The organism is Salmonella sp. 2018103 (assembly GCF_026247685.1).
Lineage (GTDB): Bacteria > Pseudomonadota > Gammaproteobacteria > Enterobacterales > Enterobacteriaceae > Salmonella > Salmonella enterica.
This window is the reverse complement of record NZ_CP111029.1, coordinates 3,891,355-3,903,556: the sequence shown is the minus strand read 5'-3', so window position 1 is coordinate 3,903,556 and position 12,202 is coordinate 3,891,355. Positions and strand designations below refer to the sequence as shown.

Genomic DNA, 12,202 nt, shown 5'->3' with positions numbered 1-12,202 from the left:
AAATGGGACGATCCTTGTTGCGCGGGGCGTCATAACGACTTCACTGAGCTAATCGTGATATTAATGGCGCGTATCCCATAAAGTTTTCCCTTTCCAGGCCGAAAATTCTGTATCTGTCTAGCGGAAAGAGAAAACATGTTAAAGCGAATTAAAATTGTTACCAGCTTACTGCTGGTATTGGCGCTATTTGGCCTTTTACAACTGACATCCGGCGGGCTGTTCTTCAACTCGCTGAAGAATGACAAAGAAAACTTCACCGTATTGCAAACCATTCGTCAGCAGCAGTCTGCCCTGAATTCAACCTGGGTGGAGCTGTTGCAAACGCGTAATACCCTGAATCGCGCGGGTATCCGCTGGATGATGGACCAGAGCAATATTGGCAGCGGCGCAACTGTCGCTGAACTGATGCAGGGGGCGACCAATGCGCTGAAGCTCACCGAAAAAAACTGGGCGCAGTATGAGTCGTTACCGCGCGATCCACGTCAGAGTGAAGCGGCTTTCCTTGAGATCAAACGAACCTATGATATCTACCACGGCGCGTTGGCGGAGCTTATTCAGCTTCTTGGCGCGGGTAAGATTAACGAGTTTTTTGATCAACCGACTCAAAGCTATCAGGACGCTTTTGAGAAGCAGTACATGGCCTATATGCAGCAAAACGATCGTCTGTACGATATTGCTGTTGAGGATAACAACAGTTCCTACAACCAGGCGATGTGGGTACTGGTCAGTGTGCTGATTGCCGTTCTGGTGGTCATTATCGCCGTCTGGTTCGGCATCAAACTGTCGCTTATCGCCCCGATGAATCGTCTGATTGAAAGCATTCGTCATATCGCCAGCGGCGATCTGGTGAAACGTATTGATGTGGAAGGCTCTAACGAAATGGGGCAACTGGCGGACAACTTACGTCATATGCAGAGCGAACTGGTGCGTACCGTGGGCGATGTGCGCAATGGCGCCAACGCCATTTACAGTGGCGCCAGCGAGATTGCGATGGGCAACAACGATCTCTCTTCCCGTACTGAGCAGCAGGCAGCGTCTCTGGAAGAGACCGCCGCCAGTATGGAACAACTGACCGCGACCGTGAAACAGAACGCCGAAAACGCCCGTCAGGCCAGTCACCTGGCATTGAGCGCCTCTGAAACAGCGCAAAAAGGCGGCAAAGTGGTGGATAACGTCGTACAAACAATGCGCGATATCGCCTCCAGTTCGCAGAAAATCGCCGATATTATCAGCGTAATCGACGGTATTGCTTTCCAGACCAATATCCTGGCGCTGAATGCGGCGGTAGAAGCGGCGCGCGCAGGCGAGCAGGGACGCGGGTTCGCGGTGGTGGCCGGTGAAGTCCGTAATCTGGCCCAGCGTAGCGCGCAGGCGGCACGGGAGATCAAGAGTCTGATTGAGGATTCCGTGAGCCGTGTTGATGTGGGGTCGACGCTGGTCGAAAGCGCCGGTGAAACCATGGATGAGATCGTCAATGCAGTTACCCGCGTGACCGATATCATGGGCGAGATTGCCTCGGCGTCCGACGAGCAAAGCCGTGGTATCGACCAGGTGGGCCTGGCGGTAGCGGAGATGGATCGCGTAACGCAGCAGAACGCCTCGCTGGTGGAAGAGTCCGCCGCCGCGGCTGCGGCGCTGGAAGAGCAAGCCAGCCGTCTGACCCAGGCCGTCGCGGTGTTCCGTATTCAACAGCAACAGCAGCGTGCGCGTGAAGTGGCAGCGGTAAAAACCCCGGCAGCCGTGTCGTCACCAAAGGCCGCTGTGGCCGATGGCAGCGATAATTGGGAAACGTTTTAAGGGCGTATGGTGAACAGTCGGCCTACAGATGACCGTAGGCCGGATGAGATGTTCACACTTTTGCCTGATGGCGCTTCGCTTATCAGGCCTGGCAGTCCGCACAGGCCGATTTTAAACCAGCATCAGGCGCATGGCGCAGCGTGATTTATACGCCAGGCCGTGCGCCGCTTCCTCCTCTCTTTTCTGATATCGCGCGCTAATCCAACGTTGAGTGAAGGTGTGCGGTGATCCACAAAAAATGAATAAAGCAAGAGATTGCACGACAGGAGAGCCTTGTTTCGCGGCATCATAATTGCTGATGTGATAATCGTGAGAGGATACGATGCGCAAAGATGCCCTGCTTGCTTTCCTGATGAACCAAACGGATTTTTTTGATCCGGAAAATGTCAGTGAGGTGTTTACCGCGCGCTATCTGGCGCAGCGTTTTAATATGCAGCGCAATACCGCCAGCCATTATCTGAACCAACTGGTGGCGCAGGGCGTGCTCTGCAAAATCAATACCCGTCCCGTCTATTTCCTGCATAAGCAGGCATTTAGCCAACAGTTTTTTACCCTTTCGCGTAATGAATACGCCAGCGTCGCGGAGCTGTTAGCGCACGGGGAACAGGAGTGCGCGCCGGACGATCACTTTTCCCTATTGATTGGCCATAACGAAAGCCTGAAGCGCCCGATTGAGCAACTGAAAACCGCGCTTTTTTATCCCGACGGCGGACTGCCGCTACTGATGACCGGCGAAAGCGGCACCGGGAAAAGTTATCTGGCGCAGCTCATGCACGAATATGCCATCGCCCAGGCGCTTCTGTCGCCGGATGCGCCATTTATCAGTTTTAATTGCGCCCAGTATGCGAGCAATCCCGAACTGCTGGCGGCGAATCTTTTTGGCTATGTGAAGGGCGCGTTTACCGGCGCGCAGAGCGACAGACCGGGCGCGTTCGAGGCGGCTGACGGCGGCATGTTATTTCTGGATGAAGTCCACCGGCTGAGCGCCGAAGGGCAGGAGAAGCTCTTTACCTGGCTCGATCGTGGTGAAATTTATCGGGTAGGCGACACCGCGCAGGGGCATCCGGTTTCGGTACGTTTGGTATTTGCGACGACCGAAGAGATACACAGTACCTTTCTGACGACATTTTTGCGGCGCATCCCGATTCAGGTCAACCTGCCGGATCTCCAGCACCGCAGCCGCCAGGAAAAAGAGGCGCTGATCTTACTGTTTTTCTGGACGGAGGCGAAAAAACTCTCGGCCACGCTTATCCTCAAACCGCGTTTGTTGCAGATCCTCAATCAGTATGTTTATCGCGGCAACGTCGGCGAGCTGAAAAATGTGGTGAAGTATGCGGTGGCTACGGCATGGGCGAAAAAGCCTGGGCAGGAAACCGTTACCGTGTCGCTGCACGATCTGCCGGATGCCATGCTGTCGGCATTGCCGTCACTAAATGAATCGCTGGCGGACGACACGCCGGTGAGCATCTCGCCCGACACGAACCTGACCTGGCTGCTGCGCGCACGCGACGAGATGCAGGGCATGATCCATGATACGCAGTGTCATGTGCTGGCGCTGTACGAGCTGGTACGTAGCGGGAAAGAGGGGTGGGAGACGGTACAAAAAAGAATGGGCGATGAAATTGAAGCTCTCTTCGATCGTCTGATTTTTACCGGCGACGATAATGTGCACTCCCAGCGGTTGCTGTTAATTACAAGCCAGGTGCGGGAAGAGTTTTATCGTCTGGAGAAGCGCTTCAATATGCAGCTTAACGGCAACTGTATTTACGCGCTTAGCCACTATTTAATCCATCGTACCGCACTGGCGCCTTCTCGTCTCAACAGCGAGCAGATCCGCCAACTGGACGCCTTCCTCGCCCAGAAATATCCGCTGCTGTACAGCTTCTGTTTACAAATTCTGGAGACGCTGGGCCAGAAGCTGGATCTGGAGCCGAGACGCATTGATATGCTGCTGCTGGCGCTTTGGCTGCATAAACAGGGGGCTAACAACCAAAAACAGGTGACGCATGCGGTGATTCTGGCGCACGGCTATGCCACCGCCAGCAGTATCGCCAACGTCGCCAACCGGTTACTGAAAAATACGATTTTTGAATCGTTCGATATGCCGTTGGACGTCACGCCGGAGGCGATAGCGCAGCAGGTGATGCGCTATCTGGAAGGGCACCCGCTCGCCTCTGGCCTGATGATTCTGGTGGATATGGGATCGCTCAAGGCCATTCATCGTCATTTTGATCGCGCGCTTTCCACGCCGGTGACGATTATCAACAACGTATCGACCAGCATGGCCCTGTATGTCGGGGAGCGTATTTTACAGGGGCATTTTATTGAAGAGATCGCCCGCGATATCGCCCGGGATGTGCCGGTCGAGTATCAGCTCTACTGGCCGAAAAGCAACAAACCGCGCGCCATACTGACTACCTGCGCGACCGGTATCGGTGTGGCGACTAATCTTTGCGCATTACTGAGCGCCAGTATTCCGCAGGCGCTGGAGATTGACGTCGTCGCCTGCGATTATGCGATGCTGGCGAGCAATAAAACCCAGGAGCCGGTATTTATGCGCTACGACGTACTGGCGATAGTCGGCACGTTGGACCCGCACATCGCCAGCGTGCCGTGGATTTCGCTCGACTCGCTGATCTCCGGCGAGGGGAATCACTATCTGATGCGGCTGTTTGGTTCGCTGACCACGCCGGAGCAGGTGGCGGAGATCAATAACCTGCTGCTGAAAAACTTCTCGCTCCGACGAGTGATCGAATCCGTCACCATCCTCGACACCAGCAAAGTCATCAACCACGTTGAGCAGTTTCTGCTGCGCTATGAGCATCTGGCGGGCGTTACCGTCTCGAATGAAAGAAAGGTGGCGCTCTATGTGCATATTAGTTGCCTGATTGAGCGTCTGATCCGTCATGCGGGCATTACTGCTTATAGTGGACAACAGTGTCCGGAACAGGAACTGAATCGGCTACAGGAAGCGTTTAGTGTCATTGAGAGTAACTACAGTGTCAAAATCCCCACCGCCGAGCTTGGCTATATCCATAATATCCTGACCTTCGAAACAGAACTTATCGAGCAAGATCAACAGTTTTAACGATTCCTCTCTGTTAACCCGCATCTTTTTTCGGCGCGCCACTTTTTCTGGCACGCCGCTTGCTCTCTTTTATCACAGTGGAATGTGTTTTAGAGGTCAGGATGAAGAGACATTATATTTTCGCCAGCCACGGCACGCTGGCCAGCGGGGTTTTAAACTCCGTGGAGCTGATTTTAGGCAAACGGTCAAATGTCTGGACGCTGTGCGCTTACGTTGAAGAGAGCGTGGATTTAAGCCAGCAGGTAGATATGCTAATTGCCCGGATCCCGCCGGAAGATGAAATTATTGCGCTGACCGATATTTTTGCCGGCAGCGTGAATAATGAATTTGTCCGTTATTTATCACGGGAAAATTTTCATCTGCTGGCAGGGATTAACCTGCCGCTGGTTATCGATCTCTTTATGTCGGAAAACGATGGCAATACCACGCATACCATAATGACGGCGTTAGCGGATTCAAAAGAAAATATTCAGTACTGCAATCAAACTATCACCAGCGCCATGCAAAGCGATAAAGATTTTTAAGGGGAGGAAGCGTCATGATTGTTTTTTTACGGGTGGATCATCGTTTATTACATGGACAGGTCGCCTTTTCCTGGACGCAGTACGTTGGCGCCGACTGTATTTTAATTGCCAACGACAGCGTACCTAATGATGACCTGCGTAAAACCACCATTAAAATGGCGAAGCCGCCCGCGGTGAAGCTGGTTATTAAAAATATTGCCGATTCAATTGAAGCGATAAAAAGCGGCGTTACCGATAAATATAAACTTTTTATTGTTGTTGAATCCGTGGCGGATGCGTACCGGCTGGCGCGCGAATTACCCGACATTAAAAGTATTAATTTAGGCGGCACGAAGGTGCGTGAAGGGAGTCAGAATATTGCTAAAGCCATCAATCTGTTAGCGGATGAAATGACTCAACTTCGGGAGCTGGCGGCTGGCGGAGTAGAGATAGAAATTCGGCTGGTGCCTAACGATCGTAAACAACTTTTTGCCTGAGCGGATACCCTCCTGAGGACATATTATGGTAGAGGCGCTTTTACTTGGACTGGTGGCGTTTATCGCCCAGTCTGAATATGCATTAGGGACGTCGCTGATTTCCAGACCTATCGTGACCGGACTGTTAACCGGACTGGTGCTGGGCGACATGGAAACCGGAATTGTGATGGGCGCGACGCTGGAGTTGGCGTTTATCGGTTCCTTTTCGGTGGGCGCGTCGCTGCCGCCGGATGTGGTCACTGGCGGTATTTTAGGTGTGGCCTTTGCGATTAATTCCGGCGCCGGGGCGGAAACCGCGCTGTTATTAGGTTTGCCTATCGCGACACTGGCGTTAATTGTGAAAAATATCTATAACGGAATGTTTATTCCGTTGCTCTGTCATAAAGCCGATGCTTACGCTGAGGTAGGGGATACCCGGGGCATTGAGCGTATGCATTTAATCTCCGGCATTGGGCTGTCGCTGACGTTGGGGATTATCGTCACGGTCTCTTATTTAGCGGGCGTGAATATGGTTAAAGGTTTTCTGGATGCCATTCCAGAGTTTATTAAACATGGATTAAGCGTTGCCACCGGTATTATTCCCGCGCTGGGTTTTGCCATGCTGGCGCGCTTATTAATTAATAAAAAGGTCGCCCCCTATTTTTTCCTCGGTTTTGTCTTAATGGCATATTTAAAAATTCCGGTGACGGGGATTGCGATTCTTGGCGCGATCGTCGCCGTCGTGATGGTCAATATGCCGAAATTTGCGGCCTCGCAACCGGCACCTGCGCAAGGAGCGTCTCATGACGATGAAGATGATTTCTGATAAAGACCGCCAGCAGGCGGAAACCACTGGTCTGGTCACCGCGCGTGATTTACGCCGCGTCTTCTGGCGGTCATTCCAGATGGAGTTTTCCTGGAACTATGAACGGCAAATGAACCTGGCGTTCGTCTATACGCTCATTCCGGTATTAAAGAAACTGTATAGCCGAAAAGAAGATCTTGCCGAAGCGCTAAAACGCCATCTGGCTTTCTTTAATACCACGCCGCACATTGTGACGTTGATCCTCGGTATTACCGTGGCGATGGAGGAGAAAAATAGCCAGCAAAAAGAGATGGACGCCAGTTCTATCGATAACGTCAAAGCGTCGTTAATGGGGCCGCTGGCGGGTATTGGCGACTCTTTTTTCTGGGGAACATTGCGTCTTATCGCCACTGGCATCGGTACCAGTCTGGCGCTGAAAGGCAATATTCTGGGGCCGATTTTATTTCTGCTGGTGTTTAACGTACCGCATATTCTGGCCCGATGGTTCTTTACCCGCTGGGGCTATGTGCTGGGAACCGGCGTACTGCAACGTATTCAGCAAAGCGGAATGATGGAAAGCCTAACCTATGGCGCCTCGATTATCGGTCTGATGGTGGTTGGCGCGATGACGGCCTCCATGATTGATATCACCATTCCCATTACGTTTGGTACGGGAGAGGCGAAAACCCATGTTCAGGACATTATTAACGACATCATGCCTTGTCTGCTGCCGTTAATTAGCTTCGCCATTGTGTACTGGCTGTTAGGGAAAAAAGTGAAACCGTTAACCATCATTGGCGGTATTGCGCTGGTGGGAATTTTCGGTTCCTGGATAGGGTTATTTTAAGAGGGATACACAATGTCACCAACCATGCTGACCTATATTAACGAAGAGTCTGACGTCCTGGCGAATATTATTTTCCGCCATCGCCAGTCGCAGGAAGAAGTATCGCGGTTCGCCAGCCAAAAAACGTTACGACGAATCCTGATATTAGCCACCGGATCGTCATTGAATGCCGCCTTTTGCGCCCGTTATTTCTTTGAGCGCTGCGGTATCTCTATCGATATTAAAGAGCCGTACACCTTTAGTCAGTATGAGAATAGCGATCCGCAAGCCGATATGGTTATTGCTATTTCCCAGAGCGGGAAAAGCGCTTCTACCCTGGAGGCGATGCGTAAAGTTCAGGCGCAGGGACGTCCGGTATTCGCTCTGACCGCCGATCCGCAAAGCCCTCTTGGCAAGGCCAGCGATTATCCACTGGATATTCTGACCGGGATTGAGTCCGTCGGCTTTGTTACCCGTGGATTTAGCGCGACGGTACTGAATCTGTTGCTTATCGCGTTGTTAATTGCCCGTCAGCAGCAGCGACTGACGGAATCGCAGGTCGAGGAGTATGTGGCGCAGCTTCAACGCATCGCGGCAACCCTGCCGTTGGTTATCGTGCGTACGGAAGCGTTTATTCACCAGCACCAGTCCGTTTTACGAAACGGGACGCGTTTTGTGGCGATAGGCTACGGCGCGCTGGTTGGGGTGGCAAAAGAGTTGGAAACTAAATTTACCGAGACGGTGCGTGTTCCCTCAAGCGGGTTTGAGCTGGAAGCCTATATGCACGGCCCGTATCTGGAAGCCAATGCGGAACATGTGATGTTCTTCTTTGAGGACCGGCCCGACGCGCGCTCCAGGGCGCTACGGGAGTATATGACGCCTGCGGTCGCCAAAACCTTTACTCTCACGCTGGCGAAGGCGGCACAGGATGACCAGACGCTTGCGCTGGATGTGGCGGTTGATCACCATTTCTCGCCATTGCTGTTGATTGTGCCGGTACAACTCATGGCGTTTCATATCGCCTCACTGAAAGGCATCGACCTTTCGGTACGCATTTTTGACGATTTCGATCGCGTTTTAAAAAGTAAAATCTGAACAATCAGGAGAAAAATATGTTGGGTTTTAATCAGGACGAGTACCTGACGAGTGCTCGTGAGATCATCGCTGCGCGCCAGAAGGCAGAACAGGTTGCTGACGAGATTTATCAGGACGGGTTCAGTTCTTTATTTTTCGCCTCTGTTGGCGGTTCACTGGCGCCAATGATGGCAATTAATGAATTTGCCAAAGAATTAACAACGTTGCCGGTTTATGTTGAGCAGGCGGCAGAATTAATTCATAAAGGAAATAAGCGGCTGAATAAAGACTCTGTGGTTATTACGCTGTCTAAATCCGGTGATACCAAAGAATCGGTGGCGATCGCCGAGTGGTGTAAAGCGCAGGGAATACGCGTAGTCGCTATTACCAAAAATGCGGACTCTCCGCTGGCGCAGGCGGCGACATGGCATATTCCGATGCGTCACAAAAATGGCGTGGAATATGAATATATGCTGCTGTACTGGCTGTTTTTCCGCGTGCTGTCGCGCAATAACGAATTCGCCAGTTACGATCGCTTCGCCAGCCAACTGGAAATTCTGCCGGCGAATCTGCTGAAAGCGAAACAAAAATTTGATCCGCAGGCTGATGCTATCGCCAGCCGTTATCATAACAGCGATTATATGATGTGGGTCGGCGGCGCGGAGATGTGGGGCGAGGTCTATCTGTTCTCCATGTGTATCCTGGAAGAGATGCAGTGGAAGCGCACGCGCCCCGTCAGCTCTGCGGAATTTTTCCACGGCGCTCTGGAGCTGCTGGAAAAAGAGGTGCCGCTCATTCTGGTGAAAGGGGAAGGGAAATGCCGCGCGCTGGATGAACGCGTTGAGCGCTTCGCCAGTCAGATTACCGATAACCTGGTGGTGATTGATCCGAAAGCGTATGCGCTGGACGGTATTGATGATGAGTTCCGCTGGATCATGGCGCCGTGTGTTGTTTCGACATTGTTAGTTGACCGACTGGCGGCGCACTTTGAGAAATATACCGGCCACAGTCTGGATATTCGTCGTTACTACCGTCAGTTCGATTATTAACAGAAAGGGGCGTGTAGCATATACAGTGCCTGATGGCGCTTCGCTTATCAGGCCTACGCGCCAATTTATTGATAAAGATGATGTGTAGGCCGGGTAAGGCGCAGCCGCCACCCGGCATATACGACATTCTCTTTTAACCCTCAACATTCACCACTTTGATCTCCACCATGCCAATCCCCAACTGGCGCGGAGCGTGGCCGAGAATATTGCCCTCGTTGGTCGACACCGGGTGCGGCGGCACAATGACCAGCGTGCTGGCGGCGTTCGGGTTGTCGAAATGCAGGGTGGTGGTCGAGACCGTGTGCCCTAATACCAGCGTCTGTTGCGTATCGCCGACGCGTACCGGAATCGGCCGATTCGCGTTGTCGCCGAAGGCTTTGGCGGTGATCACCAGATCAAACTTTTTCGGCAGCGGCGCTTTATATTCGATTTTAACCTCATCGCCCAACTGCGCATTTGACCAGCGCCCCCAGGACTCCGGCCGGGAAATGCCGCTAAACTGCTTCACCTCCTCCGGCGCGCCCGCGACATTAAAGATAAAGCTATCAGCTTTATAACGAATATCGTTATCGACAATCTTTAAGGTATCGACGTTGCCTTTGTAGCGTTCCATATCGATCATCGTGTCTTTAAACGCAGTCTTACCCTGCCACTGCGCTTTATCGACATGCTGTACGGTTTGCTGCCCGCCAAGCTGCCCCTGCGAGACGCACCAGTCGGTGGAGAGCGCCAGCGCCGGCGCCCATAGCTGCGCCATTTTGTAGCAGCGATCGATCCAAACGAAATTATCGCGCGGGGCGAAGTCGGCCAACTGGAACCGTAGCGGAGCGGAGTATTCACTTTCCGGTAACGGCTCGACGCGCTTATCCGATACGCGCAGTAGTAACGGCAGGCGGAAGTGGCTCCCGGAAAACGCGATCATGTTTTTGTCCCGATCGACGGTAAAATCTTTTATCTCTTTCGGGAAATTCCACAGGCGAATGATATCCGGCTTCATCGCCAGCACTTTCTCTTTTACATTCAGGAACACTTCCGACAGCGACTGCCCGGAAAGGCTGCTACGTCCCAGACCGATAAAATTATCGCCGCCGAGAATATCCAGCACCGTTGCGCCGTTGTCCATCGTGTTGCGTTTGACCGCCAGCGTCTCCTGCTGTGGTTTATCGCCGCGCAGAATGAAAAACAGATTGTTGCGATCTTGCTTATTCAGGTATTTCCAGGCGGTATTGTTCATCGCCAGATGGTCGGAAGAGACGACGATAACGGTATCTTTAAACCACGGTGACGCTTTGATTTTGTTGATAAACTCGGCGATGTTTTCCTGGCTGCAACTTACGGCGCTAAAGGACTGGTTGGGCTTGCCGTCGTAATCGTAGCGTTTGCGGTTGCAGGTGCGTGAGATAAACCCGTCCGGGTGGTGAGTATCTACGGTCAGCGTAAACAGCGAAAAACGCTGGCCTGAGCGGGAAAGCGCTTCAAATTTCTTCCATGCCTCATCAAGCACCGTATCGTCGTAGAAGCCCCAGTCGTTACGATAAGACGGGTCTGCCACCACCGTTTTCAGCTCTTCAGCGCCGTACAGATGATCAAATCCGTGTGATTTCAGGAACACGTCTTTCCCGGCAAAACGCAGGTTAGCGCCCTGCACGAAATAGTTCTGGTAGCCGGAGTTTTTCAGAATATCGCCGAGGCAGATATTCTGCGGGAAGAAGCTGGAAACCGACGCTGAGGCATTGCCCTCAAACGGCGCAAACAGCGGAATACCGCACTGGGAAGCCACCATCCCGGCGATGGTGTAATCCGTTCCCGGCAGTTGCATGGTATGGCTGAAATCCAGCCCTTCATTTTTAAGCGCGCCCAACTCTGGCGTGAGATTGGGGAAAGCGTCATTATCAAAATAGGTCCGTTCCAGGCTCTCGCCGTAGATATAGACCAGATTGAGCTTCGGATGAGGAATGGTTTTTGCTGGTTCTTTATAATAAACGGCAAAATCCGGATCGCCATCGCGCATTTGTGATTTTACCAGTTCGGTAATCTGGCGAAACGCCGGACTGGCGTCGACCGAACCCAACGCCAGCAGTAACGCCAGCAGGCTGTAACCGACATGATGCGGATGGTGACGGCGGCGGCGTAGTACCCATCCCAGCGCGCCGAATACCGCCACTAACGCCAGGGCAATGCCGATTCCCGGCAGAATATATTTGCCGACTCCCGCTCCCGTCAGACTATTCGTGAGCGTATAAAGCACTGCGTCGTTGATCCCGTCGCCGGTAAAATAGTCGCTGGCATACAGGGTAATATTCAGAATGACAAAAAGTCCCAGCACCGTGAGAGTGGCGGCAAACCACCAGGTGTTACGGCCCGCCTTCCAGGCATATATCAGCACAGAGGCGAGAAACAGAGCGACAGAGAGCAACTCGGACAACTGACGATCCTCAATAAACCAGGCTTATCGCTGGCAGGAAAAAATTTCTAACAATGTAATAGCGATGTCACATTGCTGCAATTCTAATGACTTTACACGGCGCTATTATTTAGAATGAGTTTAGAAAGTTGTTTTTTTGATCGGCATCACTTCCTGACA

At 52.4% G+C, this 12,202-nt stretch carries 9 protein-coding genes and 1 pseudogene; 8 read left to right on the top strand and 2 right to left on the bottom strand.

All coding sequences use genetic code 11. From position 1 onward, the window contains the following. Nucleotides 1-135 precede the first annotated feature (135 nt). Nucleotides 136-1,797: a methyl-accepting chemotaxis protein gene (gene tsr / locus OLG56_RS18870; protein ID WP_000919521.1), complete on the top strand. Its 1,662-nt coding sequence runs from the start codon at nt 136-138 to the stop codon at nt 1,795-1,797. Between the two features lie 111 nt (nt 1,798-1,908). Here tsr and OLG56_RS18865 read toward each other — a convergent pair. Further along, nucleotides 1,909-1,983: pseudogene (locus tag OLG56_RS18865) on the bottom strand (GNAT family N-acetyltransferase); the annotation flags it as partial. Nucleotides 1,984-2,119: 136 nt separating this feature from the next. Between OLG56_RS18865 and OLG56_RS18860 the strand changes: the two are divergent. The 7 genes from OLG56_RS18860 (at nt 2,120) to OLG56_RS18830 (ending at nt 9,618) form a co-directional block, all read left to right on the top strand. Further along, nucleotides 2,120-4,885, top strand: coding sequence for a sigma-54-dependent transcriptional regulator (locus tag OLG56_RS18860; RefSeq protein WP_058215105.1), 2,766 nt, complete (start codon nt 2,120-2,122; stop codon nt 4,883-4,885). Between the two features lie 101 nt (nt 4,886-4,986). Beyond that, a complete protein-coding gene (locus OLG56_RS18855) occupies nt 4,987-5,409 on the top strand; it encodes a PTS sugar transporter subunit IIA (protein ID WP_000820690.1) in 423 nt (140 codons plus the stop codon). Nucleotides 5,410-5,423: 14 nt separating this feature from the next. Continuing rightward, on the top strand, nt 5,424-5,885 hold the full coding sequence (locus tag OLG56_RS18850) for a PTS sugar transporter subunit IIB (protein WP_000634729.1): 462 nt from the start codon (nt 5,424-5,426) through the stop codon (nt 5,883-5,885). Between the two features lie 25 nt (nt 5,886-5,910). Then, nucleotides 5,911-6,690, top strand: coding sequence for a PTS mannose/fructose/sorbose/N-acetylgalactosamine transporter subunit IIC (locus tag OLG56_RS18845; protein WP_000228866.1), 780 nt, complete (start codon nt 5,911-5,913; stop codon nt 6,688-6,690). Further along, complete coding sequence (locus OLG56_RS18840; RefSeq protein ID WP_000178065.1) at nt 6,668-7,516, top strand: PTS system mannose/fructose/sorbose family transporter subunit IID; 849 nt, start codon at nt 6,668-6,670, stop codon at nt 7,514-7,516. The genes OLG56_RS18845 and OLG56_RS18840 overlap by 23 nt, the downstream gene beginning before the upstream one ends. A 12-nt stretch (nt 7,517-7,528) precedes the next feature. Then, nucleotides 7,529-8,590 (top strand): SIS domain-containing protein, encoded by a 1,062-nt coding sequence (locus OLG56_RS18835; protein ID WP_079900346.1) that lies wholly within the window; start codon nt 7,529-7,531, stop codon nt 8,588-8,590. A gap of 17 nt (nt 8,591-8,607) precedes the next feature. After that, nucleotides 8,608-9,618: an SIS domain-containing protein gene (locus tag OLG56_RS18830; RefSeq protein ID WP_061377136.1), complete on the top strand. Its 1,011-nt coding sequence runs from the start codon at nt 8,608-8,610 to the stop codon at nt 9,616-9,618. Between the two features lie 133 nt (nt 9,619-9,751). On the opposite strand, the gene opgB is transcribed toward OLG56_RS18830, so the two are convergent. Beyond that, entirely contained in the window at nt 9,752-12,043 is a 2,292-nt protein-coding gene (gene opgB / locus OLG56_RS18825; protein WP_061377135.1) for a phosphatidylglycerol--membrane-oligosaccharide glycerophosphotransferase, read from the bottom strand. Nucleotides 12,044-12,202 lie beyond the last annotated feature (159 nt).